The following is a 25,703-nucleotide window of genomic DNA, read 5'->3' as shown; positions in this document are numbered from 1 at the left end:
ACCTCATGTCCAAAAGCCGAGCAGAAAAAACAGAAGGGTTTGGCTTCGTCCCAACGGAGTCGGAGCATCACTTTTTGGTGACGCTGCCATCGAATAAGAAGGCAGATGTCTTGATCAGTGAGCATTTCACCTGGGACGACAGTGAAGCCCGACGGGAATTGAGTTTTGCTCTGGGTCAGGAGGACAATAAGATGCGAGTGATTTTGCCTCGCTCTAAGTGGGACGCGATCGCCGACCACATCAAAGCTGAGTTTAACCAACGGCTGCGGCAGATGGGGTATAAGTCTGGGCAGTGGAAGGTGGGGCAAATCCCGGTATCTCGCTTGTTTGGTAAGGAAATGGTACTACTGGCATGGGCGATCGAGGAGGCTGATCCGGCTTTGATTCCGATCGCAATCAAGAACTGGTTGGGGTTAGCACCAGAGGAGCGGTGGTGGTTGTTTACAATGACCAATGCGGCGACGGGTCATGCCATTGCCGGACGGGGGAGGGGATGGCGAAAGGCGGTTCGGTTTGCGCTGACTGAAAATCCTGTCTCGGATTATCATCCTGAATCGGTTGACTTACCATTGTTTAGGTTAGGGGAAGAGACAGCCGAGTGGAAGCTGACCTCAGCTAAGGCGGTGAATGGAGGCAGTCGAGCATGACAGTCGCTTCAGAGAAGAAAATTTGGACGGATGAGGAGTTCATGGCGTTGCCGGAAGGCGGACGCTATGAATTGGTGAATGGGGAACTGGTGAACATGGGCAATTCGGGGATGGAGCATGGCTGGATTGCCAGTATTTTGAATGGAGCCATGTTTAGCTTCGTCCAGCCTCGCAAGTTGGGAGTGATTTGCGACTCCAGTACAGCATTCACAATGAAATCGGGCAATAAACGATCGCCTGATCTCTCCTTCATTGCTAAAGAGCGGCTTCAGGGAGTGAAGCGGTTGCCAAAGGGCTATTTTCAGGGGTCGCCCGATTTGGCAGTTGAAATTCTTTCCCCAACGAATACGGTGGAAGAAATTCACGACAAAATCGTGGAGTATTTCGAGAATGGGACACGCCTGGTTTGGGTGATCCACCCTGATGAGCAGTATGTACTGGTGTATCACAACCCTAGACCAGATGGATTTTTGAGAATTGGCGATCGCCTGGATGGGGAGGATGTGGTTCCTGAATTTACTTTGCCTGTCGCGGAGTTGTTTGCAGAACTGGAGTTTTAGGCATGATGATTTCCGTTAAAGGTACATTTCAAAACGGGGTGGCTCAACCTGTCGAAGCCGTTTCAGGGCGGGAAGGTCAGACGGTGATCATTACCTTCTTAGAAGATGCGGCGGCTGTGCCTGCCAGTGATGATGACTCTGGGTGGGATCAACTCATGCAGATCATTGAGCAAAACGTTGTCGATACAGGCGTTGAGGATCTGGCACACCAGCATGACCATTACCTCTATGGCAAACCTAAGTCAGACATTCACGAGCGATCGCCACTTTGAGCAAGCTGGGTTCGTTAATCTTCTATGAGAGGGCGTAGCAGTATGGCATCCTTTATCGAAACTCAGTTCCCGGTTTCAAAGCTGTCGAAGGAGAGCTATAAGGAGCGTAAAGCAGGCAATACACAAACTCTCACCAGTCTTGGTAAGTGGTGGGGGCGTAAGCCTTTGATTTTGGTAAGGGCAACTATCATCGGGCTATTAATGCCAGCCTCAAACGATGCCAAAAAGGACCGAGAGATTTTTCTCAAAATCTTGACAATGGACGAGGATGGGCTTTATCAACGCAAATCCAAACCGATCGCACTCAAAGATGTTTATGGACTATTAAGCACGTTAGAGCGCAAGGAGTGGTTTGAACCAACGGGGAGCGAAACAACGCCAAAGTTAAAGGTAGGGACAACGGCGGAGGATCGCCAAATCCTTCAAAAAATTGCTTTTAACCGTTTGTCCTATGACGATAAATTGACCTACTGCGATCGCCCGGAACATATTGAGGGACCGTCCGAAGAAGCTTGGGTCGAGATCAATGCTCATCTGGGAACAACAGCCAATAGCCTACCAGAGCTAGTGAAGCAGTTGGGTGAGACGCAATTTGGTCATACTCCCAGCGTAGGTGATGCCTTTTGTGGTGGTGGCAGCGTTCCCTTTGAAGCGGCTCGAATTGGCTGTGAGGCGTATGGTTCTGACCTCAATCCTGTTGCTTCTTTGCTCACTTGGGCAGCCCTTAATATTGTGGGGGGAGGCGAGGAAGTTGCTGAACAAGTACGACAGGCTCAAGAAAAGGTTTATGAAGCAGTCGATCGCCAGATTACTGAATGGGGCATTGAACATAACGAGAAAGGCTGCCGGGCTGATGCTTACCTGTACTGTAACGAGACAAGATGCCCTGAATGCGGTTGGATGATTCCCTTAGCTCCTAGTTGGGTGATAGGGCAAAGAACACGGTGCATCGGTAAGTTAAAACCAGATCCAATCAATCAACGGTTTGACATCCTTATCGAATCAGATGTTTCCGCCTCTGAAATGGCAGCAGCGAAAGCCGCAGGAACGGTCAGGGATTCTAAATTAGTGTGTCCCAACCCTCATCCTATGGATAACGAGGGGAATCAGCGTCCTCAAGAAACTCCAATGGTACTGATCCGAGGTCGCGAAGGGTTACGCCTGTGGGAGAACGACGATCTAATACCCCGCAAAGATGACGTGCTGCAAGAGCGACTCTATTGTATTCGTTGGGTCAAAACTTATGTAGATGCCAAAGGCAAAGAACGAACAGAACGTTACTATCGTGCTCCTAACCAACAGGACTTTGACCGTGAAGCAAAAGTGTTGGGGCTACTACAGGAACGTTTTGATGATTGGCAAGAAAAGGGATACATTCCTAGTCGTCAAATTGAACCAGGGGACGAAACAACTCGCCTACAGAGAGAACGGGGTTGGACGCATTGGCATCATCTTTTTAATCCAAGGCAGCTACTCATCTTAGGAACTTTGGCAGAAAGAATTACTGATCTGGATGTTCCAATCGAGCAAGTTTCATGCCTACTCAGCCTTTGGAAATGTGCTGATTACAATGCGAAGTTGTCTCAATGGGACCCTACTCCTAGTAAGGAGATGGTTGTTCATACGTTTGCTAATCAAGCATTTAATACTTTTCTAAATTATGGGTCTAGAGGGTTACTTGCACTAGATACAAGCTGGTTTTTCAAAGTCAATCAAAGGTTGATACATAATCAGGGTAAGGTTCTACCATCTGATTCACGAACTACTCCTATCAAGCCAGATATTGGATTAACTGATCCGCCTTATGCAGACGCAATTAATTACCATGAACTTTCTGAATTTTTTCTAGCTTGGTATGACAAGCCTCTTCAGAAGCTTTTTCCTCATTGGTACATCGATAGTAAGCGTGCCCTTGCCATTAGAGGAAGAGATGAGAGCTTCCGCAAGAGCATGGCAGATTGCTACCATAACTTGGCGAACCAAATGCCAACTAATGGGTGCCAAGTTGTCATGTTTACCCATCAAGATGCCGGAGTCTGGGCAGACCTTGCCCTTATCCTTTGGGCATCTGGCTTACGAGTCACAACCGCCTGGTGTATTGCCACTGAAACCGATTCCGCCCTGAAGGAAGGCAACTATGTACAAGGAACTGTCCTGCTCGTTCTGCGAAAGCAAACCTCCGACAATACCGCCTTCCTCGATGAGATTTACCCCAAAGTCGAACTGGAAGTCAAACGCCAACTCGACTCCATGCTGGCACTTGAAGACGAGGAAGATCCTAACTTTGGCGACACCGACTACCAGCTTGCCGCCTACGCCGCTGCCCTCCGCGTCCTGACTCAATACAAAAACATCGAAGACATCGACGTAGCCTACGAACTCTCTAAACCCCGCAAGAAAGGCGGCGACAAATCTGAGATCGAAAAGGTCATCGACGAAGCAGTAAAAATTGCCTGCGACTACCTCGTTCCCAAAGGCTTCGATACCTTCGTCTGGAAAAACCTCACTCCCGAAGAACGATTCTACCTCAAAGGACTCGACATCGAAAGCCACGGCGAATACCGCACCGGGGCATACCAGGAACTCGCTCGCGGCTTTGGCTTAAAAGACTACAAACCCTTCCTCGAAAGCGGCAAAGCCAACCAAACCCGCCTCAAAACCGCTACCGAATTTGGCACCAAAACGTTAGGCGACATAGGGTTTGGGGCATCCTTAGTACGGAATGCCCTCTTCGCCATCCGCGAAACCGTTCGCCATGAATCCACCCAGCAAGGCAAATCCTGGCTCCGCGCCGAAGTCCGCGACTACTGGAACCAACGCAAAAACCTGATCGAAATCCTTCGCTACCTCTCCACGATGGGTTTCAAGATGGGACAGTGGGCGATCGACGCTAAAGCCGCCGAACTCCTTGCTGGAGCATTAGAGAACGATAACGTATAGGTAAAACGTTGCAAGCACAGATAAACGCAGATAAATCTAAATCGAGAGGTTGGAATCATGGAGGCGGTTGAGTTTCAAACAAAGATAAAAAATGGAGTGATTGAAATTCCTAAAGCCTATCAAGCTACCTTGTCTGAGGGGATAGAGGTTAAGGTTGTTGTTTTGAAACCACAACGTCACGAACATATTGAAGCCCTTAAGACGTTATTCAAGGAAACGCAGGCACTTCCTCAAGCTCAAACAATTACAGAAGAAGAAATTGTGGCTGAAATTGATGCTTATAGGTCTGGTCGGTGAACGTTGTTATTGACACCAATGTTCTTGTTTCTGCGGCACTGCGCGATCGTGATCCTGAAACCGTAATTTTGTTCGTTTTAGAACAGGACGATTATCAGTGGGTTGTCTCACCTGAAATTCTGTCAGAGTACAAAGACGTTCTCAGCCGCAAACGATTGGGTTTACTAGAAGAGATGAAACAACGCTGGTTTTACTTACTGGATACCCTGACAGAATTGGTTGAGGTTAGTATCGAAATCGATTTTCCTCGCGATCAAAAAGACGCAAAATTCCTTGCCTGTGCCCTTGCCGCCGACGCTGACTTTTTCATCACAGGCGACAAAGACTTTACAGAAGCCCAAAAGCTGCTCAACACAACCATCATTTCGGTGTCCCAATTCAAACGATTAGTCTGCGACTCCCAACCCTGACCGTATTTCTATCTGCGTTCATCCGCATTTATCTGCGTTTGCAATGATCAACCGCTTTTCCTCTCGCCGCACTAGACTCGACCAAACCTTCCTGAACCAACGCCTTCAGGGAGCACAGTCCTACGATCGCATCGCTGGCTATTTTCGATCGTCCATTCTGGAAGTCGCTGGGGAAGCCTTGGAGAGCATCACTGGACAAATTCGGATGATCTGCAACTCTGATCTGAACGTAGGGGATGTCGAAACCGCCAAAGCTGCAAACTATGCGATGCGACGGGAATGGTGTGACGCAGAACCCGAAAACTATGGCGAAAAGGCTAAACCTCGGTTTGCCCGTCTCTACAATTTCCTGCGATCGGGTAAGATGCAGGTCAAAGTGCTGCCCCGTGAGAGGTTTGGACTGGTACATGGCAAAGCCGGAGTAATCACCCTGGCAAACGGAAACAAAACCGCCTTCATGGGCAGCACCAACGAAACCTTTGATGCCTGGAAATTGCACTACGAACTCGTCTGGGAAGATAATTCCCCCGAAGCAGTGCAATGGGTGCAGGAAGAATTCGATGCCCTCTGGCATCATCCGCTTGCCGTTTCCCTCGCCGAATTTGTTATTGATGACGTGGGACGGCTCTCCCAACGCAACGTTTTCCCCAGCGTTGAAGTTTGGCGTGAAGAAGCTGATCCCGGTGCGCCAATCATTGAAACCCCGGTTTATCGCCAAGAGTATGGGCTGTGGGCGCATCAAAAGTATTTCGTCAACCTGGCATTTGAAGCACACAAAGGACCTCACGGAGCCAGATTTGTTCTGGCAGACATGGTAGGTCTGGGTAAAACCATGCAGCTTGCCCTCTCCGCTATGCTGATGGCTCTCTATGGGGATCAGCCCGTTCTGATCCTCGTTCCCAAACCCCTGCTCTGGCAGTGGCAGGAGGAGATGCTGAACCTGCTAGAGATGCCCAGTGCAGTGTGGAACGGGAAGCAGTGGATCGATGAAAACGGGCTGGAGTATCCAGTAGCGGGGGCGATCGGCATTAAAAAATGTCCACGTCGGGTGGGTATCGTCTCTCAAGGGTTAATCACCAGCAAATCAGAGGCTTCCGAGTACCTCAAGCTGATGAACTATGAGTGTGTCATTGTCGATGAAGCACACCGAGCACGTCGAAAAAACCTGGGAGCCGATCGCGAAGCAGAAAAAGCTGACCCCAATAACCTCCTTGCCTTCCTCTGGCAAATTGCGCCCTGTACCAAAAGCCTGCTGTTAGCAACCGCAACCCCAGTCCAGATGTACCCGATCGAGGCATGGGATCTGCTCAATGTACTCTCTATCAATAATGAAGCCGTTTTGGGAACGACTTGGAGCAATTGGCGGCGGGCAGAAGAAGCGTTAGCACTAACAATGGGACAGGGAGACTTGCCCGAAGACGATCAGGATCGTTGGCGGTGGATTCGCAATCCCCTTCCTCCAGCCTCAGAGAGTCCCGATTTCAAAAATATCCGGCGATCGCTCAAACTATCCGATGAAGTGGCAGTTGCACCAGGTGATGCTTGGGACAAGCTTAGGGAACCCGATAAAGCCAGAATCCGCCGTTTAGCAAAAGATTTTGGGCGTTGCATAATTGAAAGATGATTTAGGGTAATCTGCAATGCAATGTCCAGAGTGTGGGGCTACTCATATCCGTAAAAACGGTAAGAGGAAAGGTAAGCAAAATCACATTTGTGTCGCTTGTGGTCGTCAGTTCATTGATACCTACGACCCGCATCGAGGGTACTCAGACGAGTTCAGACGCGAATGCATCAAGATGTATCTCAACGGCTCTGGGTTTCGAGCGATCGAACGGGTCAAAGGAGTACACCATACCACGGTCATTACCTGGGTGCAGCAGGTCGCAACGCGCCTGCCGGACGCCTATGCACCGGAAACGCCCCCCGAAGTTGGAGAACTCGACGAATTGGAAACCTTTGTCGGCTCAAAAAAAACAAGATTTGGCTATGGACAGCCGTTGACCACTTCAAAAAGGGAATTTTAGGCTGGGTTCTGGGTGACCATAGTGCTGAAACCTTTGTCCCACTCTGGCAGACTGTGGCGGACTGGAACTGCTATTTCTACGTCACTGATGGGTGGTCGGTGTATCCCGGCTTCATTCCCGATGGCGATCAGATTGTCAGCAAAACGTATATGACTCGAGTTGAAAGTGAGAACACTCGCTTGCGGCACTATCTGGCTCGACTGCATCGCAAAACGCTGTGCTACTCCAAAGCCGTAGAAATGCTGGCTCACTCTATTCGGTTGTTACTTCACTACCTCAGGTTTGACGATGTTCCAGTTCCTCCGAGGTTCATCTCTTGATTCAGCAACGCCAGATTTTGCTCAGCACCATAACCCCTTCATCCGCCACATCGTTCGTCGTACCCGTGAATTTCTTGAGAACGAGATTGACCCCGAAACCGGGGAACGGTATCTGAAGCCCGTCAAGGTAGACCTGTATGGAGAGAGCGATCGCGACGCGGTTCAACTACCACCTTACCTGAAGGATGCATACGAGGTCGCTGAGGAATTCTGCGAACTTCTGGGACAACGCATAAAAGGGTCGGGCTTCCTCAAAACCCTGCTGCTTCGTCGTGTTGGTAGCACCATCTGTGCAGGCATGAACACTGCCAAAAATATGCTGGGAGCATGGGAAGACATTGAGGAGGAAGACGACGAGGCGACACCAGAAGAAAAGCCCAAGTCTCTAACCCCGTCCGAGCGTGATTTGTTGGAGCAATTTTTAGACAGGTTAGAAGCAAACCAGGAAGATGACCCTAAATATGAGGTCGTTCGACGGTTATTGGTGGAGGAGGGCTGGCTTAACGAGGGCTGTATTATCTTCTCCCAGTATTTCGATTCCATCCGATGGCTAGCAGATCAACTCTCTCGTGATTTACCAAAAGGGGAGGTGATTGCCATTTATGCGGGTGGGCAAAAGTCAGGCACCCTCACGGACGGCGTTTTCGTTAAAAAGGAGCGCGAAAGCCTGAAGAAGAGTGTTCGAGACGGTGAAATTCGCTTGCTCTTAGGTACCGATGCCGCTAGTGAAGGACTCAACCTTCAACGTCTAGGCACCCTGATCAACCTTGACCTTCCCTGGAACCCAACCCGCCTGGAACAGCGCAAAGGGCGAATTCAACGGATTGGACAACTTCGAGATGTCGTCCGCATCTACAACATGCGCTACAAAGGGTCAGTGGAAGACCGGGTACATGATTTACTGAGCGATCGCCTCGAAGCCATCCACCAACTCTTCGGACAAATCCCCGATGTTCTAGAGGATGTATGGGTTCAGGTCGCACTGGGCAAAATTGAGGAAGCGAAGCAAACCATCAACGCTGTCCCGCAAAAGCACCCCTTCGAGTTCAAATATCACCAGGTCAAAAAGGTGCCGTGGGAATCTTGCGCGACTGTGTTGAGTGCGAGCGATCGCCGACAACATCTTCTACAAGGCTGGTGAGCCAAAACCTCACCAACAATTTTTGAGCCTTCAATTATTGATTTGACATTATTCCAGATGTTTTATGAATGGCTCTATAGCTGTTTCGGGGAGATAGGCAGCAGGATTTCCAGGAGAGTGGAAATTAAAGCTCTGCCTCTTTTACGTGCATTGTGAACCACTTCAAAAAAGCCCAGGTACACCGGCAACTTCTCTTGAGAAATCCCTCGATGAGGTCGTAACCATGAACGCAGCAACGACCAAAACCCTTCCATTGTGTTGACATGGATTTCATAGAATCCATCGCCATCCTCATCGCGGGCATACTCCCCACTCCCATGACACACGGTTTTATGCTCATAGCCCCAGCATGTCAACCCATTGTAAATGCCATACTCATCTGTATAAATCTGGCTTCCAGGAGCGACCGTTGCTTGGATGAGGGGTTTAATCGTCTCTTGCTGGACATTTTCCAGCATCCGAATCACCACCAAGCCGTGACGTTGGATCATGCCGAAAATCGGCGGCTTTTCTTGGGCAAGCGTCCCCCGTCCCCGAATCCCTTTGAGCTTATGGCGCCGTCCTTTGCGCCCCTTTTTTTGACTTCATGGGGTTGGCCTTTATGCCCCGCTGTCAGATACACTTCGTCGAATTCGACCTCTCCACTTAAGTGCACCTCCGGCTTGTTGTCCACAATGCCTTGACGCAGTTGCATCGTCATCTGGTAAATATCGTCCTTGTCCAGGGCTAACTCGGTGGCAATTTGTTCACTCGATAGGTTCAGTCCCATCAAATACAAGCAGCCAATCCACTTTTGCAAGGGTTGATGATGCCCTGCAAAAATCGTATCGCTCAGGTCGTCGAAATGGGCTTTACAGGATTTGCAGCAGTAACGTTGTCGCTGAGGTTGAGTTTCATCGCGGCCATTTTTGACCACCTGCTCACTCTGACAGCGAGGGCATCTCACCCCTTCAGTCCAACGAGTTTGGCGAATCAGTTGATAGCATTTGGCATCGTCAATCAGAGTACTCAAGTTGATACTCATCGCACCTAACCCCTACAATGCTTCTGCTATCCTAACAGCAGCTTCCCCTACACCTCCATCTCCCTGAAACACCTATTGAGCCTTATGAATATAAATTGTTTGGAATAATGCTTAACCACTATTCTGGTGCTTGCCCCTTCTCATCCTATTACTCCCCATGTTCTTCTATAGTCTTCCGCAATGCTTGCAACTTTGATCGCGTCAGGATTATTTTAGGATGATCTGTGTTCAATTGATGCTCACAAACCTTCAAGGCTTGCATCAAAAGCATTTCTGCTTCGCAGTAGCGATTTTGAAGGCAATAGATTGAAGCCAAATTGATTAGAGGAACGGTTATATCTGGATTGCCGTTTAGAAAGATTCGCTCATGGATTGATATTGACTCTTTTAGGAGAGGCTCTGCCTCCTCGTAGCGTTCTTGCTTCATATATAAAACTGCAAGATTGTTAAGAGATTTTGAGAGTTCAGGGTGATCGCCTACTAAAAGCATCTTTTTAACATGCAGTGCTTTCTGATAAGAATCTTCTGCCTCTTCGTATCGTTCTTGCCGTTCATATAGTTGTCCCAAACTATCAAAGATTCGAGTTCCGTTAATATTTTCTACTCCTAAAACCTCAACTATCAGGTAGCAGCAATAGTCTAAAAGTTGTTCTGCTTCCTCATAGCGTCCTTGATTGCTGTATAAATTTGCTACGTCATTAAGAATATCTATCGTGGCTTGACCATCTTGTCCTAAATGTTCTCTCCAAATCGTAATTGCCCGTTGATATAAAGGTTCTACCTCGATATAACGTTTTTGGTCACAGTAGAGTGTTGCTATATTTCTTAAACAAATAGCAATTTGTGGATCATCTGGCTCTAATTGCTTCTCCCAACTAGACAAAGCCTTTAAGTAAAAAAACTCTGCTTTGTCGTAATATCCCTGGTCACGGTAGATAACCGCTAAATTGTTAAAACCGATGGCAATATATGGACTGCTGATATCTAATTTTTCCTGCCAAATAGATAATGCTCGTAGATAAAGTATTTCAGCTTTTCTATATTTCCCCTGACTACGATAAACAAAAGCCAGGCTGTTGAGAGTAGTGGCTACATAAGAAGTTCTATGACCAAAGCGACTGGCAACTACTTTTAAGCATTTAATCAACCAAAGCCTCGCCTTCGGGTAAGCTAGCTGCCCCTCATAGAAACGGGTAATTGCCTCAAACAACTCAATTAAATTATTATTATCAATAAAATCAGTTAGGTTGTGCGCTACGTTCTCTAAATGATGCATGATTGAATCAAGAATTTCAATTCCCTTCCGAGTTGAAGTAAGAGGAATCGACCGTGCAATTTTGGATACAGTATGGCAAACGGATTGCTTCAATAAATTAATCTGTTTGGTATTAGGTTCGGTAATCGATTTTGCCCGAAAGAACTCACGAATTAGTTGATGTAGCAGATAGGTTTGTTCGTCTGATCGTTGCAGCAGGCTCAACCGGATTAGCTGTCGATCACGGAGGTCTTCCAAATCTTCAGGGTCGCGTTCGGGAAAACACTGTTCGACCCATTGCCATTGAATAGGAGCTAATGCAAACAAACTGAGCAAATAGCAGGCTTCCTGAGCCACTGCATCTAACTCTTGCCAACTTAACTCAAATGCGGCTGCAACTCCCAACTGAGCAGTCATGCTATCTTCTATCTGCCGCAACGCATTGGCATCTAATCGTTTTGCCTCCAAGCGACGCTGCATTTCTGCCAGAGTAAGGTCAGGCTTCTGTGCTAGATACCGCCCTACCAGTTCTAATGCTAGCGGCAAATACCCTAACCATTGACATAAATACTTCGTAGCTTCAAGTTGCCCCTCAATTCGGTCTGCATCGGTGAGGGATTTCAACAGTTCTAATGCAGCCGCTTCATCTAAAACTTTGATTTCCATCTGCTGGAATGACTGCCCCAACTGTAAGCGTGTCGTAAGCAAAATCTTGAAGCGCGAATCTGAAGGCAAATAGGGTTTGACCAAAGAGTAATCAGTAACGTCATCTAAAATCAGCAGCACCTCCCCCTCTCGCCAGTGCTGCCAGCAAAAGCCGATCTGATTATCCAAATCCAAGTCCTCTGGCAACTTTAACCCCAATCGACTACGGGCAAAATTGACAATCTGAGTTCCTACCTCCGACTCACGCGCCCGCAACCAGCAAAACCCACCCGGATAAGTCGCCTGCTGCAAATGGTGCAGTGCATACTGCAATGCTAGTTCTGTCTTGCCAATTCCCCCCATTCCGGCAATCGATGCGATCGCTAAACAATTCGACTGCTGCAACTGTTCATGTAGTTGAGTGAGTTCCTGCGATCGACCCACAAATGCTTTGACGTGGGTACGTGGTAAATTCTGTGGAATGCCAACTGTTGGCACGTCCGGTTCAGGATAGAAGATGTTGGTATTATTCTCGCCAGGATTGACCTGATAGTTTGTGCCGTCGTAGTTGATTTGGCTCATAGGAGCTAGTAAGAGCTAATTTGACGACTATTTCTGACCGTGATAGTGGCTGCCACCAAAGAAATTGGTATTGACAGCACCCGTTCTCGTCTGGTAGTTCGTTCCCCCATAGTTGATCTGTGTCATATTGCTGTTGTCTTCAACCTGCATTAACGTAATTTCGTGGGCAATCATCTGAATCTCCCTGGCAAACTGAGGGTCATCATCCATCGCCACTTGTAAATATGCTGCAAGCTGATTGACCTGCTCCTGCGTTATCTGAGATTTTTGTTCGACGATCGCCTTCACCTCTTCCACGCGCGGTCTACCTCGGAGCTTTGCCCAAATCTGCTTACGAAGGTCATCCATCTTGACGATCGCAGCCTCGGTAAACTTCTCAGCCAACTTGCCTGCTCCTGCATCCAGGAACTTCTGAAAAGCGAGAGTGGCGATCGCCCCTGCGGTTAGCGTCGTCAGTTCCATAATTGTTCAGATTAAAAGGTTTTTATTATTTGTTGACTCTATTTTAGTTCGCCCTTTTGACCTGTGGAACCAAGGAATATTTGTAAATCATCACCAAATTCAAGGGTAAGGATTAAAGATTGCCATACGAATCCATCTATCCACCCCAGGATCAGTCCTCCTCATCTCCCTGTTTGAATTCCTCAGTTAATCGCTCTATCTCCTCACGGGTCACTAAACCACGAGCAATTAACCCATCCTCAACCAAATTAGCGATCATCTGAGAGTCTGTCCGCCTCTCAGCCTTGGCCAACTGACTAATCTTCTCTGCCAAAGCCGGAATGATGTAGGTTCAGTAGATCGCAAATTCATTCTAGAGAGGGTAAATAGATGGCTGTGATGACTGGGAAATGTCGCTCGACAGCCTGAGAGAGAAACTCCAACATGGTCTTGAGACTAAAGAGTTCTCGGTAAACGACCCGTCCTCCTCGTTGAGTACGGCTCACAAAGAACCAGAGCAAATACACCCAGAGATTGACCAAAATAAACGCCAGAGCCACAAACAGCAAACGGGTGACTGGATTCTTGCTCGTGGTGCGGATACGGCACCCATTTTTCATCCTGTAGCTGGTCTCGATACCGAAACGGTCTTTGTAATGCTGATGCATCTGCTCCAAAGCAACCCTCACACGATGCAGCACGTATAGGGTGTATTGGATACCATGTTTCCCTTTGAACCCTTTGTAATAGCTGCAAATCACCCGCATCTGACAGGTAACTGAACCATATTGAGGGCTGTTGAGGGTATAACGGGTGGCATAACTTTTGCGCCCAATCAACAACTGGCGAGTACCTCCACGTTTGCCTCGAATTACCGCAGGCATGAGAAACGGAATATTGAGAGCTTTGAGCCAACGAATGACTGGTACACTATAGAACCCACGGTCAAGATAAAGCCGTTTGACGCGGACTCGTAAGGGAGTCAGCATGGCTAATAAATAAGTGATGGTTGCAACCAATGTTTCATGCCGATGCACGGCATGAATACCCAAAGTAACCCGTTTGTTACGACAAATCACATAGACGGTGGCATAGGCAAAGAACGAAGTCGTGCCTGCCTTAGCTTGAGAGCGGTAGATGTAAGGCTCAGTGGCGACGTTCACACTGCCGTAATAGGGAATCAGATGGAGGTCAATGGCAATACGATGCTTGCCCTTACGAATTTTTGGGGGGATGCGGCTTTGCAGAGCGGCATTGAGTTGAGATTCCAGAGTTGTGATATCGTCTAACTTATCGAGATGATAGCGAATGCCATTGCCACTGGGTACGCCCTCCAATCGTTGTGTTGTGTGTTCAATGCTATCGCTGCGACTGGCGGCCCGTAGCAAAATCTCAAACAGATCTTGGAGTGTGTATCCACCTTGCATGTCCAGGGATAAGTGTTCCAATAGGCAGTCGAGGGCTACCTCCAACGTCGCTTCATCCGTCAAAGCTGGAGCAGGCGATAATGAACTTGGGTAGATCGTCATGGCTTTGTTTTAATGCGTTTAGCCTGACCCTACCCCTTTCCTAGAGAATTTGCGATCTACTGAGGTTGTGTATTTTTTCTTTCGAGTTGGCACAGGACGCAACGATCGCTTACTCCACGTAGTCATCTTACCCCCAGAGGTACGTCATTAACGCTAATAGCGGCATGAATCTGATAATGGTACGTACTGTATAATACTTCACGTACCCACAGCCAATAAAATTTGAGCAACCGTACCCGTATCACCATCTAAGTTAATTAATTCGCAAGAGGAAAATATGATTCCAGTTTATCTTCGTGTTCTAATTCCGGCGTTGCTGAATCAAGAGATGAACCTCGGAGGAACTGGAACATCGTCAAACCTGAGGTAGTGAAGTAACAACCGAATAGAGTGAGCCAGCATTTCTACGGCTTTGGAGTAGCACAGCGTTTTGCGATGCAGTCGAGCCAGATAGTGCCGCAAGCGAGTGTTCTCACTTTCAACTCGAGTCATATACGTTTTGCTGACAATCTGATCGCCATCGGGAATGAAGCCGGGATACACCGACCACCCATCAGTGACGTAGAAATAGCAGTTCCAGTCCGCCACAGTCTGCCAGAGTGGGACAAAGGTTTCAGCACTATGGTCACCCAGAACCCAGCCTAAAATTCCCTTTTTGAAGTGGTCAACGGCTGTCCATAGCCAAATCTTGTTTTTTTTGAGCCGACAAAGGTTTCCAATTCGTCGAGTTCTCCAACTTCGGGGGGCGTTTCCGGTGCATAGGCGTCCGGCAGGCGCATTGCGACCTGCTGCACCCAGGTAATGACCGTGGTATGGTGTACTCCTTTGACCCGTTCGATCGCTCGAAACCCAGAGCCGTTGAGATACATCTTGATGCATTCGCGTCTGAACTCGTCTGAGTACCCTCGATGCGGGTCGTAGGTATCAATGAACTGACGACCACAAGCGACACAAATGTGATTTTGCTTACCTTTCCTCTTACCGTTTTTACGGATATGAGTAGCCCCACACTCTGGACATTGCATTGCAGATTACCCTAAATCATCTTTCAATTATGCAACGCCCTAATTCCCTGCTGGGTGCTTGAACAGGCAGAACAAGGGGTTGAAGAGTATAAGCGGGATGTTCGATCCTACTGTGGGTTGGATCAATCAATCCTCACTCTCCCTAATTTGCCCCCAATGGGCACTAGCATCACTGTGCGTAATCCTGATGGTGACGTACCCATGAAGGTCGTCCACGTCAAACTTGAAGCTCAAACTAACCTGATTGGGAGCGAACTAGGCGTAGTTTTTGCCGTTCCCGAAGATTGCTTTTAGCAGGAAGGAAAATGTGAGAGAGGCGATCGCCCCTAATGCCGCAACACCAAAAGCGATCGCCCTCTCCAAACTTAATTACACCGCCAGATTTATCCAAGAAATATCGAACTCCCGTTTGCCAGGAGAGATTGTAGCTCCTCTAGATCTAGTCCCTTCAGGGCATCCAATTGCTTCGTGAGTTGTACCATGAATGCGTTGTAACTGGGGCAAGTCTGGCATTTAGGTTGACTACCAGGCATAGGGCAGTTGCAGTCAACTGCAAGCGGCTCCTTGAAGTGATACAGCACTTTCGAGGTATATGAGGTACACTTAAAAGGAGATTAGAGGTATCAAGAATCCCGATGAAAGCCTACTCCGTTGATTTGAGAGAAAAAATAGTTAATGCTTATGAGAGAGGCGATACTTCAATTAGAAAAGTAGCCACTCAGTTTGGCGTTGCGAAAAGCTATGTCCAAAAGCTGCTCCTCCTTAAGAAAACTCAGGGACACTTGGCACCCAAGAAGCAAGGTGGAACAATGAAGGGACAGTTAGATGAGTACGGTAGCGAATTAACTGCAATGGTACAAAGCCATCCTGACGCAACTTTAGCAGAATATTGCGAGTATTTTGGAGAGCAATACAACGTTTGGGTCTGTCGCAGTGTCATGTGCTGTGCCTTGCAAAAACAACAACTCACGCGAAAAAAAAGACCTTACGCAGCACTCAAGCGAACACAGAGCGGGTGCAAAAGCTGAGAGTAGAGTATTGGGAGAAGGTCAAACCCATCGAGGTAGAGAACCTGGTGTTTCTAGACGAGATGGGAGTTCTACTCGGGTTGACCCGTACCCATGCTAGAAGCAATCGAGGCGATAGAGCGTATGACTTTAAGCCCTACTATCGAGGTGAAAAGGTGAGTGTGATTGGGGGCATCAGTTGCAAGCAGGTGTTGGCTCTCATGACACTAGATGGTTCAGTCAATGGCGATGCCTTCAAAGTTTTTATCGAGCATTTCCTGCTGCCGCAGTTATGGGAGGGTGCAGTAGTGGTGATGGATAATTTGCCTGCTCATAAAGTTGAAGCAATCGAGCCTTTAATTGAATCAGTAGGTGCCAGTGTTTTGTATTTGTCGCCCTATTCTCCTGAATTTAATCCCATTGAGCATTGGTGGTCACAATTGAAAGCATTCCTGAGACTATTTTCTCCAACTACTGCATCTGGTGTGGATGGTTTAATCGGAATAGCACTTGAGTTAATGAATCCTGAACACCTCAAAAATTGGTTTACACATTGCTGCTACTGTACCTCATAAACCCCGAATCCGCTGTAATTACACTGGTGACAGCGATAATACTGAACTCCCCGAACAACTCGACGGGTTGAAAATTGCTGGCATTTACAGCGAGGGCACTGCATTGGCTCTGGTGGTTCTGGCTGCCATATTTTCAATACAGCTTGCGTTGCAATTTCATGCCGCAATTTGTAGAGTGAGAAGACTTCCCGGATGTCCATGATTGTTAGTTTGGGGTTGAATTGGATAGGTTAAACAGAACAGATTCAACTTCACCATTCCGAATGAAAACTTTGCGGATTAGCTTCTGGTAAATCTGAACCTTGTCATCGTTCGATAGGTGCTGCCAAATTGCTAGATTGTTACCAGCACAAATCAGTTCTTCTACGGTGCGATCATCAAATGAACCAGCAGCAAAGGGGTTCTTCTCTTCCTCAATCTGGCGATATAGAGACTCCTTCAACTGCTCTACCTCAATCCGAAAGCCAGGAAACTGGCTGATAGCCTCTAGCTGTTGCTCCAATTCGATCAAGCGAAGGGATTTAGGTGGAGTTTGCGCTTCAGTCTGATCAATCTTCGTACCTTGTTGGGTAAGAATCTGAGCCTGCTCAACCAGATTTCTGATTAACCCCTGCTCAATTTTCTGCTTTCTAATGCCTCGATGATTCCCACACCCCATCTTGGCGTAACGGCAGCCATAGTACGCTAGCTCTCCAGCGTTGGTACTCGCTTTAGTAGTACATCGAGAACCACATTCAGCACAGTAAACCAGCCCGGATTGATAGGCGTATTTTCGGTAAGTTTCGGACTGTGTTGTTGTGGGAGAGGTAACGCCAAATGCTCCGCTTCCCATTCTCATGTTCGAGGCAATAATCTGCTTGATTTCCGCCTGCTCCTCATCCGTGACCAACCGCTCATCAGGATGAGTGTTGTACGCCATTCGCCAATCTTTTGGATCTTTCAGCGTCGTTTTCTTGTTAGCCCGGTCATCCTTGCAGTAAGCGGTATGACCTGCCAGAACCGGATTGGTCAACCATAAGGCAAACCCCCTCGTTGTCCAGTGAAATATGCGATCAAAGCTGTTGCGTTTCGCCTGTGTTTTAGCAATGCCGTATTTAGCAAAGATCGCCTTCAACGCCCTGGTGACTCCTTTCTGCTCAAAGAAGATCAAAATACAGTCTTTCGCAAGGTCAGCAACAGTAATGCTGGGTAACTGAGAGATATCTTCTTCAGCAGAAAGTTGTTGATAGTTATCAGGGCGATCGCTTAACAGGCAAAGGAAAGGGGTCTGATCAAGCTTAAACTTGTGATCCACGGGTAAGTATCCCCACGGGTAAGATTGGGGAGCTTCTAAATTCTTACGACTGTGCTCTTTACCATGTCGAACCCGTTCAGACAACAGATCAACTTCCCACTCAGCTAGAGAGCCGAGAATATTGACCATGAGCTTACCTTGAGCAGTGCTGAGGTCAATTTGCTGATCAAGAATCCGAAAGTTAACCCCAGATCCTTCAAAATGTCGGATGAAGTCTCGCAATGTGATGAGAGATCGGGTAGGGCGATCGATTCGAGTGACAATTACTTCGTCGATCTCTACCCGTTCAATCATGCCCTTCAACTTTTGGAAATTAGGGCGATTGTCTTTTGTGCCAGAGTCAACATCGTACAAAATGTCAGTAGCTCCAGCAGCTTTCAGGCGATCAATTTGTTGTTCCAATGCGCGAGAGTCGATCGCCTGCTCTCTTGTAGAGACTCTTGCGTAACCAATAATTCTGTTTAGCTTCATACTTGATAAACCTTGTACGTTCTTCTCTATTCATCACGCCCTTTCGTGCTTAAAAATTGGAGTGATTGTTTTTGTACTCACGTCGCAGCCAAGCAAGGAATCAGTTTTCTTTGCATCAGTCTGTAGAGAATCAACTTGCCATTCTGGTTCGCAAGAATTAAGCACTTGTTCTCTTGAAGAAACTCTTGAATAACCAATGATTCGTTTCGGCTCTATACTGGATCAACCTAATTTTCCACGTATGCGAATGGCAAATCTAAAGATTCCTAGTGCAACTTCAGGAGACCTTTTTTGCAAGGGGTTCTAGCAAGGGACATTCAAACCAGCCACACACTCTGGTCTTTAATTCCTGTACACTCAATTTCTGTTGCGGTTCTACAATTGCTCGTTTTGCATGTATCCACTTCGGTTCAATCGCATTCAACCAGGGACTCTTTACTGGTAACTGACACACGATCAATCGCACTCCCTTTCCAGTTTGTTTGACTTGTGCATTATGTTGTTTAATCCATTGCTGGACTTGTTTAGAGACATGCCAGCTCGCATTGTCCCAGACCAACGGCATGACTCGTTTTCCCATCTCGCTCACTTGAGCCGTGACCCACTCTAAAAATTGACAGGTGATCTCACTGACCGGGCGCTGCTCGACAAAACGCAATAACATTTGTGCCTCTGCTCTCAAGTAAATGCCATAACAAGCAATTGCCTTCGGCTCAGTTTCAGCTTTGTCAGCTGTCTTCTCCACCAACTGCAATGGCTGACCCTCCTCACTCCAACTGTGCATCATTGGATCACGCAGCCGACTCCACCACACCTCGTCGAGAAATCCTACCACCCAATCTGGGTTTTGCTCACTCATCTGGATCAAGCGGTCGCGTTGCCGCTTTTTTAGCTCATACTGCTCATCGGGAGAAACAATCCAGGCTTTAGCTCGACGCCAGCTAATCCCCATTGCTTTGAGTGCTTCCTCAATCGTGGTACGGCTCACCTGATGCTCGGTGAGACCTTGCTCATGAGCCACCTCTGCTAGCAAGTCCAACGTCCAGGTGGAACGAGATTTGCCATAGTGCCGAGGATTGGCATGCAGCAACTGATGTAACTGAGCACGCTTGTCCTGATCAAAGATGGGTTTGACCGTTTTAGGGCGACTCGATTGGGCTTGCAAACAAGCTAATCCCTGCTGATGGAAGGCACGTATGGTATTGCGAACAGTCTGAACACTGCAACCGACCGCAGCAGCAATTTCTCTGGCTTGAGTTCCTCGGGCACTGGCAAGCAGAATTTGGCAACGGCGTAGGGTAAAGGCATTTTTAGATCGCAATCCCTGTTCGAGGGCTGTTTGCTCAGTCTCACTCAAGGGACGCACGTATAGGGGGGGAAGCATCAGGACAATCAGCAAATTAAAAGTTGTTAATCCTAGCGTAACTTCTGCTCTCACCAATTGCACAATAGCTTCGGTGAAGTCACACTAGCAAGCCAGAAGAACTTCCAGTACATTCATCAAAAACTTAGTTTGATGTACAGTCATACGTTTACCTTGCCCCAATACTCGAAAGCTTGTTTTGGATGATTCAAGGTAATTCAGAAAATTCTTCAAAACGCTCAAGGAACGGCTCAATCGGCTAGTGTCGGTGACAATAATCTCTTTCACCTCAGATTGTTTAAGCATTTCTAAAAGCTTGTTGAACTGAGGACGATCAGGCTGTCCTGCTGAAGTAATGTCAAACATGATCTCAGTTGCACCTGCTTCCTTGAGCAGCTTGACCTGCTGACTCAGATCATTTGAATCTGCCGTCTTCTGAACTCTGGCATAGCCAACTATTTTCTTCTCTGAACTCATTTTTAGCAACCTTTCTCTGATTCATTGAGTTTTAAATAGTTCATTTCATAAACCAGAGATTTGCACAAAAACATTGAATAATATCTAAAATATTATCACAATTTTGTGCATACGCAACCTGGAAAGCCTATGCACAAATCTACTCAAAATTGGTTTTCTTCTTGACAGAAATATGAGAATTCAAGAAAAAATAAATTAGAAAGATTGGCTTCCAGTTTAGATCAGAACTGCTGAATTCACTCACATTAATTGAGCAAATTAGTTTGGTTTGATTCGGGTTTACGGCATGAACTATCTGTATCCAAACTGGCATGATTTAGCTGTCATTACTGTTTTTCGGATTAAAGCTTGAAAGGCTTGCCCTATCTGAGTTACAGAAAAATGGTTTTATGTAAGCCTAAATAAAACTAACTTCGCTCTACCCTGTCCTGACTGGCAAACAATGCGATCGCCTTCAATATAGATCTCCTGGCAAGTCTTTTGGTCAGTTGCCTGTGTCCAGCGGCTACAGGCACTCAGGAAAGGCTTCCAATACTGCTGATGGAATCGATCGCACCGCTCCAACCTCAAAGCAGTTTCGATCAGACAATGTAAATGTGGTGAGGTTGATAAGCTGACTGGATTTTGCAGATCCTTGAAGGCAGCGATAATGGCATATCGTTCTTTGACGATTGGAGTTTTGCCACCTCCTTCGTTATCTAGAATGATCTTCGCCTCCAACCGTTTTGCCTCTTGAATGATCTGCCCATACCAATGAGCGGCGTGGTGATAGCGGGTGTTTACAGATGGCAGAGCATCATAGCAAGCCTCACATAACTCTAGCTGCCGAAACAGCAACTCAGCCCAAGGCTCGAATAGAGCCACTAACGTACGAACGATTGGAACTTTTAATCGAGGGTTCCATTTCTTCTTGACAACCCAGTACAGAGCAATTCGCCAATCTGCCTCCGACATATCTAATCGCATTTGCAATAAGTGCAACAAGTCTGGATTGATGGGCGAGGCAGATTGAGGTAGACAAGGAAGGAATACGAGGAGTGGTAACAATGGGGGAGATTGGTCGAGCGATCGCACTACCATTGCCCAAGGTTCGGGGATACTGTCTGTAGGCACAGGTGGGACAATTCGGACGGCTTTCACGAGCATGAGCGATCTCCAAACATCTTTTAACTATTCAAAAAGCTCTAAACTAGCTATTTGAAGGCGCTCTGGGTGTTTGTCAAGAACCCATCGCACGGAAACCCATTCCTCCTGAATATCCAATACAGTTCCCTTCCAGCCCCGCTTACCCCGTTTACGCACCAACGAGCCAACTTGAATTGATTGCGATGCGATGGAGGTGACGGATAAATCATTCGTCATGAATGATTCTCCTTCACTCTCCGAACCCCCGAATTGTGGCACTTTTACTAATGTGACGGTTGAATCTGCATCGCTCCCATATTCTTCGGATTGCAAAGTGAGATTGTCTGTTTGAACAACTTTTTTACTTGGAAGGGGTGGAATTGTCCCGTCACATCCGTCACTTTGCTGACTAGTGTGACTTCACCGAAGCTATTGTGCAATTGGTGAGAGCAGAAGTTACGCTAGGATTAACAACTTTTAATTTGCTGATTGTCCTGATGCTTCCCCCCCTATACGTGCGTCCCTTGAGTGAGACTGAGCAAACAGCCCTCGAACAGGGATTGCGATCTAAAAATGCCTTTACCCTACGCCGTTGCCAAATTCTGCTTGCCAGTGCCCGAGGAACTCAAGCCAGAGAAATTGCTGCTGCGGTCGGTTGCAGTGTTCAGACTGTTCGCAATACCATACGTGCCTTCCATCAGCAGGGATTAGCTTGTTTGCAAGCCCAATCGAGTCGCCCTAAAACGGTCAAACCCATCTTTGATCAGGACAAGCGTGCTCAGTTACATCAGTTGCTGCATGCCAATCCTCGGCACTATGGCAAATCTCGTTCCACCTGGACGTTGGACTTGCTAGCAGAGGTGGCTCATGAGCAAGGTCTCACCGAGCATCAGGTGAGCCGTACCACGATTGAGGAAGCACTCAAAGCAATGGGGATTAGCTGGCGTCGAGCTAAAGCCTGGATTGTTTCTCCCGATGAGCAGTATGAGCTAAAAAAGCGGCAACGCGACCGCTTGATCCAGATGAGTGAGCAAAACCCAGATTCAGTAGATCGCAAATTCATTCTAGAGAGGGTAAATAGATGGCTGTGATGACTGGGAAATGTCGCTCGACAGCCTGAGAGAGAAACTCCAACATGGTCTTGAGACTAAAGAGTTCTCGGTAAACGACCCGTCCTCCTCGTTGAGTACGGCTCACAAAGAACCAGAGCAAATACACCCAGAGATTGACCAAAATAAACGCCAGAGCCACAAACAGCAAACGGGTGACTGGATTCTTGCTCGTGGTGCGGATACGGCACCCATTTTTCATCCTGTAGCTGGTCTCGATACCGAAACGGTCTTTGTAATGCTGATGCATCTGCTCCAAAGCAACCCTCACACGATGCAGCACGTATAGGGTGTATTGGATACCATGTTTCCCTTTGAACCCTTTGTAATAGCTGCAAATCACCCGCATCTGACAGGTAACTGAACCATATTGAGGGCTGTTGAGGGTATAACGGGTGGCATAACTTTTGCGCCCAATCAACAACTGGCGAGTACCTCCACGTTTGCCTCGAATTACCGCAGGCATGAGAAACGGAATATTGAGAGCTTTGAGCCAACGAATGACTGGTACACTATAGAACCCACGGTCAAGATAAAGCCGTTTGACGCGGACTCGTAAGGGAGTCAGCATGGCTAATAAATAAGTGATGGTTGCAACCAATGTTTCATGCCGATGCACGGCATGAATACCCAAAGTAACCCGTTTGTTACGACAAATCACATAGACGGTGGCATAGGCAAAGAACGAAGTCGTGCCTGCCTTAGCTTGAGAGCGGTAGATGTAAGGCTCAGTGGCGACGTTCACACTGCCGTAATAGGGAATCAGATGGAGGTCAATGGCAATACGATGCTTGCCCTTACGAATTTTTGGGGGGATGCGGCTTTGCAGAGCGGCATTGAGTTGAGATTCCAGAGTTGTGATATCGTCTAACTTATCGAGATGATAGCGAATGCCATTGCCACTGGGTACGCCCTCCAATCGTTGTGTTGTGTGTTCAATGCTATCGCTGCGACTGGCGGCCCGTAGCAAAATCTCAAACAGATCTTGGAGTGTGTATCCACCTTGCATGTCCAGGGATAAGTGTTCCAATAGGCAGTCGAGGGCTACCTCCAACGTCGCTTCATCCGTCAAAGCTGGAGCAGGCGATAATGAACTTGGGTAGATCGTCATGGCTTTGTTTTAATGCGTTTAGCCTGACCCTACCCCTTTCCTAGAGAATTTGCGATCTACTGAGATTGGGTGGTAGGATTTCTCGACGAGGTGTGGTGGAGTCGGCTGCGTGATCCAATGATGCACAGTTGGAGTGAGGAGGGTCAGCCATTGCAGTTGGTGGAGAAGACAGCTGACAAAGCTGAAACTGAGCCGAAGGCAATTGCTTGTTATGGCATTTACTTGAGAGCAGAGGCACAAATGTTATTGCGTTTTGTCGAGCAGCGCCCGGTCAGTGAGATCACCTGTCAATTTTTAGAGTGGGTCACGGCTCAAGTGAGCGAGATGGGAAAACGAGTCATGCCGTTGGTCTGGGACAATGCGAGCTGGCATGTCTCTAAACAAGTCCAGCAATGGATTAAACAACATAATGCACAAGTCAAACAAACTGGAAAGGGAGTGCGATTGATCGTGTGTCAGTTACCAGTAAAGAGTCCCTGGTTGAATGCGATTGAACCGAAGTGGATACATGCAAAACGAGCAATTGTAGAACCGCAACAGAAATTGAGTGTACAGGAATTAAAGACCAGAGTGTGTGACTGGTTTGAATGTCCCTTGCTAGAACCCCTTGCAAAAAAGGTCTCCTGAAGTTGCACTAGGGAAGAGTCCAGACCTGTTCCGGCGATGCTTCGGCATCCAAAAAGCAAACAGAGCCAGAGGGCTTAGTAGGCAACTGCTCGAACCGTCGTCTGGCTCACCTGATTCTTAGTTGTTTATGGCAGAATTCACTCCAACGACAGAGGCAGCCACCCAGGAAACCATTCGCATTATACGAAAGCCGCGTCGATCGCAGTGCTTTACCGAACCTGCGATTCAACTCGACCTGATGTTGATTCCTGGCGATACCTTCACAATGGGTTCCCCAGAGGACGAACTGGGACGCTGGGACGACGAGGGACCGCAGCACCAAGTCACTGTCTCTACTTTTCTAATGGGACGATATCCCATTACCCAGGCCCAGTGGCGTACCATTGCCACTCGCACAGACCTGAAGGTGAAACAAGACCTCGATCCTGATCCCTCTGACTTTAAGGGAGACGCTGGCGAAGCCTCTCGGAACGAGAATCGCCCTGTTGAAAATGTGTCCTGGTATGAGGCAGTAGAGTTTTGCGATCGGCTTTCTCGTCTAACTGGACACACCTATCGCCTCCCCACTGAAGCGGAATGGGAATATGCCTGCCGCGCTGGAACTGAAACCCCTTTCCACTTCGGCGAAACCACTACGACTGCTCTGGCTAACTATCGAGGTCAGGATGATGAAGATGACCCTGGTGAGTATCCTGGCAACTATGGTAGAGGACCAAAAGGGGAGTATAGAGAAACGACGACTCCAGTGAATTACTTCGATCCCCTGGCAAACTCCTTCGGACTGTGTGACATGCACGGCAATGTGTGGGAATGGTGCCAGGATCACTGGCACGACAACTATGAAGGAGCACCTACGGATGGAAGTGCCTGGTTAACGGAGGAGGATGAAGCGAGCCGAGTTCATCGCGGCGGTTCCTGGAACTACAGGCCGAGGAATTGCCGTTCCGCGTGTCGCTACTACTATCCCGGCAGCCGCTACAACATTATTGGTTTCCGAGTTGTTTGCGAGGTTCGAGGACTCTAAGTATCCCTCTTCTTTTTTTCCCTCTTTCCCTCTTCTGGCGAGCGGAGCGAGCCGATCAAAATTTTTCAGTCTAGATTTACAAAGCAAAACAAGCACGGATTGGGCGATCGCCTCAAAAGGGGTCAATCTGAGCTAGAGGAATTTAGGACAGTTGAAGATTGAGTTGGCTGGAGATAGCAACAAGAGTTGTCAAAGTTCCTTGACAATACCGAAACTTACCCAATTTTTCGTGATTGAGATAAAGTTTGAGATAAAATCTTGAACCCCAACTTGAGACGATCTCTGAAAAGCATTATAGCCAATACTTCTGGTAAACAAGAGTAGCTGATTTGTAATCAGCCGGTCGCAGGTTCGAGTCCTGTCACCAGCTTTTTTAATGTGTAGATACTTTCGTGCAGCTGGAGTAGT

The 25,703-nt window shown here is 47.7% G+C and carries 25 protein-coding genes, 1 tRNA gene and 1 pseudogene; 15 read left to right on the top strand and 12 right to left on the bottom strand.

Annotated elements, in window-relative coordinates; all coding sequences use genetic code 11:
- The first annotated feature begins 5 nt into the window (after window positions 1-5).
- The 9 genes from ACM1PF_RS19615 (at window position 6) to ACM1PF_RS19575 (ending at window position 8,611) form a co-directional block, all read left to right on the top strand.
- On the top strand, window positions 6-647 hold the full coding sequence (locus tag ACM1PF_RS19615) for a DUF3780 domain-containing protein (RefSeq protein ID WP_416666336.1): 642 nt from the start codon (window positions 6-8) through the stop codon (window positions 645-647).
- Window positions 644-1,207, top strand: a complete 564-nt coding sequence (locus ACM1PF_RS19610; protein ID WP_416666335.1) for a Uma2 family endonuclease — start codon at window positions 644-646, stop codon at window positions 1,205-1,207. The genes ACM1PF_RS19615 and ACM1PF_RS19610 overlap by 4 nt, the downstream gene beginning before the upstream one ends.
- A gap of 2 nt (window positions 1,208-1,209) precedes the next feature.
- A complete protein-coding gene (locus ACM1PF_RS19605) occupies window positions 1,210-1,479 on the top strand; it encodes a hypothetical protein (RefSeq protein ID WP_416666334.1) in 270 nt (89 codons plus the stop codon).
- A 42-nt stretch (window positions 1,480-1,521) separates the two neighbouring features.
- A complete protein-coding gene (locus ACM1PF_RS19600; RefSeq protein ID WP_416666333.1) occupies window positions 1,522-4,419 on the top strand; it encodes an anti-phage-associated DUF1156 domain-containing protein in 2,898 nt (965 codons plus the stop codon).
- Window positions 4,420-4,476: 57 nt separating this feature from the next.
- Window positions 4,477-4,716 carry a hypothetical protein gene (locus ACM1PF_RS19595; protein ID WP_416666332.1) on the top strand — a complete coding sequence of 80 codons (240 nt, stop codon included), beginning with the start codon at window positions 4,477-4,479 and terminating at the stop codon, window positions 4,714-4,716.
- A complete protein-coding gene (locus tag ACM1PF_RS19590) occupies window positions 4,713-5,126 on the top strand; it encodes a putative toxin-antitoxin system toxin component, PIN family (RefSeq protein ID WP_416666331.1) in 414 nt (137 codons plus the stop codon). Before ACM1PF_RS19595 ends, ACM1PF_RS19590 begins: the two co-directional genes overlap by 4 nt.
- Before the next feature lie 43 nt (window positions 5,127-5,169).
- A complete protein-coding gene (locus ACM1PF_RS19585) occupies window positions 5,170-6,750 on the top strand; it encodes a phospholipase D-like domain-containing protein (RefSeq protein WP_416666330.1) in 1,581 nt (526 codons plus the stop codon).
- A gap of 16 nt (window positions 6,751-6,766) precedes the next feature.
- Window positions 6,767-7,470 (top strand): IS1 family transposase gene (locus ACM1PF_RS19580; protein ID WP_416665731.1). Its coding sequence is split into 2 segments (ribosomal slippage): window positions 6,767-7,102 and window positions 7,105-7,470, totalling 702 coding nucleotides; the frame shifts between segments, so codons are not numbered across the junction.
- Window positions 7,439-8,611, top strand: coding sequence for a helicase-related protein (locus tag ACM1PF_RS19575; protein WP_416666329.1), 1,173 nt, complete (start codon window positions 7,439-7,441; stop codon window positions 8,609-8,611). Before ACM1PF_RS19580 ends, ACM1PF_RS19575 begins: the two co-directional genes overlap by 32 nt.
- Before the next feature lie 74 nt (window positions 8,612-8,685).
- Here the strand turns inward: ACM1PF_RS19575 and ACM1PF_RS19570 are convergent.
- From ACM1PF_RS19570 to ACM1PF_RS19545, 6 genes and pseudogenes are all read right to left on the bottom strand, one after another.
- Window positions 8,686-9,635 (bottom strand): annotated as a pseudogene (locus ACM1PF_RS19570) (IS1595 family transposase).
- A gap of 148 nt (window positions 9,636-9,783) precedes the next feature.
- Window positions 9,784-12,117, bottom strand: coding sequence for a tetratricopeptide repeat protein (locus ACM1PF_RS19565; protein WP_416666328.1), 2,334 nt, complete (start codon window positions 12,115-12,117; stop codon window positions 9,784-9,786).
- A 27-nt stretch (window positions 12,118-12,144) separates the two neighbouring features.
- Window positions 12,145-12,579: a hypothetical protein gene (locus ACM1PF_RS19560; protein WP_416666327.1), complete on the bottom strand. Its 435-nt coding sequence runs from the start codon at window positions 12,577-12,579 to the stop codon at window positions 12,145-12,147.
- Window positions 12,580-12,730: 151 nt separating this feature from the next.
- Entirely contained in the window at window positions 12,731-12,892 is a 162-nt protein-coding gene (locus ACM1PF_RS19555; RefSeq protein ID WP_416666326.1) for a hypothetical protein, read from the bottom strand.
- A gap of 34 nt (window positions 12,893-12,926) precedes the next feature.
- On the bottom strand, window positions 12,927-14,087 hold the full coding sequence (locus ACM1PF_RS19550; protein WP_416666136.1) for a transposase: 1,161 nt from the start codon (window positions 14,085-14,087) through the stop codon (window positions 12,927-12,929).
- Between the two features lie 321 nt (window positions 14,088-14,408).
- A protein-coding gene (locus ACM1PF_RS19545) for an IS1 family transposase (RefSeq protein WP_416666325.1) occupies window positions 14,409-15,112 on the bottom strand; the annotation gives its coding sequence in 2 pieces (ribosomal slippage) (window positions 14,409-14,774 and window positions 14,777-15,112; 702 coding nt in all).
- A 635-nt stretch (window positions 15,113-15,747) separates the two neighbouring features.
- Here ACM1PF_RS19545 and ACM1PF_RS19540 point away from each other — a divergent pair.
- Both ACM1PF_RS19540 and ACM1PF_RS19535 read left to right on the top strand, forming a co-directional pair.
- A complete protein-coding gene (locus ACM1PF_RS19540) occupies window positions 15,748-16,140 on the top strand; it encodes a helix-turn-helix domain-containing protein (RefSeq protein ID WP_416666324.1) in 393 nt (130 codons plus the stop codon).
- On the top strand, window positions 16,128-16,694 hold the full coding sequence (locus ACM1PF_RS19535) for an IS630 family transposase (RefSeq protein ID WP_416666323.1): 567 nt from the start codon (window positions 16,128-16,130) through the stop codon (window positions 16,692-16,694). Before ACM1PF_RS19540 ends, ACM1PF_RS19535 begins: the two co-directional genes overlap by 13 nt.
- 205 nt (window positions 16,695-16,899) lie before the next feature.
- On the opposite strand, the gene xisF is transcribed toward ACM1PF_RS19535, so the two are convergent.
- From xisF to ACM1PF_RS19510, 5 genes are all read right to left on the bottom strand, one after another.
- Window positions 16,900-18,459 (bottom strand): fdxN element excision recombinase XisF, encoded by a 1,560-nt coding sequence (gene xisF / locus ACM1PF_RS19530; protein WP_416666322.1) that lies wholly within the window; start codon window positions 18,457-18,459, stop codon window positions 16,900-16,902.
- Window positions 18,460-18,736: 277 nt separating this feature from the next.
- Window positions 18,737-19,906, bottom strand: a complete 1,170-nt coding sequence (locus ACM1PF_RS19525; protein WP_416666321.1) for an IS630 family transposase — start codon at window positions 19,904-19,906, stop codon at window positions 18,737-18,739.
- A 21-nt stretch (window positions 19,907-19,927) separates the two neighbouring features.
- A complete protein-coding gene (locus tag ACM1PF_RS19520) occupies window positions 19,928-20,299 on the bottom strand; it encodes a recombinase family protein (protein ID WP_416666320.1) in 372 nt (123 codons plus the stop codon).
- A 387-nt stretch (window positions 20,300-20,686) separates the two neighbouring features.
- Window positions 20,687-21,445 (bottom strand): hypothetical protein, encoded by a 759-nt coding sequence (locus ACM1PF_RS19515; RefSeq protein WP_416666319.1) that lies wholly within the window; start codon window positions 21,443-21,445, stop codon window positions 20,687-20,689.
- Between the two features lie 24 nt (window positions 21,446-21,469).
- Window positions 21,470-21,661, bottom strand: coding sequence for a hypothetical protein (locus tag ACM1PF_RS19510; RefSeq protein WP_416666318.1), 192 nt, complete (start codon window positions 21,659-21,661; stop codon window positions 21,470-21,472).
- Between the two features lie 197 nt (window positions 21,662-21,858).
- On the opposite strand from ACM1PF_RS19510, the gene ACM1PF_RS19505 reads away from it, so the two are divergent.
- Window positions 21,859-22,515 carry a helix-turn-helix domain-containing protein gene (locus ACM1PF_RS19505; RefSeq protein WP_416666317.1) on the top strand — a complete coding sequence of 219 codons (657 nt, stop codon included), beginning with the start codon at window positions 21,859-21,861 and terminating at the stop codon, window positions 22,513-22,515.
- On the opposite strand, the gene ACM1PF_RS19500 is transcribed toward ACM1PF_RS19505, so the two are convergent.
- Window positions 22,484-23,644, bottom strand: coding sequence for a transposase (locus ACM1PF_RS19500; RefSeq protein WP_416666136.1), 1,161 nt, complete (start codon window positions 23,642-23,644; stop codon window positions 22,484-22,486). The two genes, ACM1PF_RS19505 and ACM1PF_RS19500, sit on opposite strands and share 32 nt — an antisense overlap.
- Window positions 23,645-23,713: 69 nt before the next feature.
- Between ACM1PF_RS19500 and ACM1PF_RS19495 the strand changes: the two genes are divergently transcribed.
- From ACM1PF_RS19495 to ACM1PF_RS19485, 3 genes are all read left to right on the top strand, one after another.
- On the top strand, window positions 23,714-24,271 hold the full coding sequence (locus tag ACM1PF_RS19495; RefSeq protein ID WP_416666316.1) for a transposase: 558 nt from the start codon (window positions 23,714-23,716) through the stop codon (window positions 24,269-24,271).
- Between the two features lie 127 nt (window positions 24,272-24,398).
- Window positions 24,399-25,295, top strand: coding sequence for a formylglycine-generating enzyme family protein (locus ACM1PF_RS19490; RefSeq protein WP_416666315.1), 897 nt, complete (start codon window positions 24,399-24,401; stop codon window positions 25,293-25,295).
- 302 nt (window positions 25,296-25,597) lie between these two features.
- Window positions 25,598-25,662 (top strand) — tRNA-Thr (locus ACM1PF_RS19485).
- Window positions 25,663-25,703: the final 41 nt, after the last annotated feature.

This window comes from Egbenema bharatensis FJBBOT/2019 (assembly GCF_048077055.1).
GTDB lineage: Bacteria > Cyanobacteriota > Cyanobacteriia > Elainellales > Elainellaceae > Egbenema > Egbenema bharatensis.
Note: the sequence above shows the minus strand (reverse complement) of the source record. Positions and strands in the feature narration are given on the sequence as shown.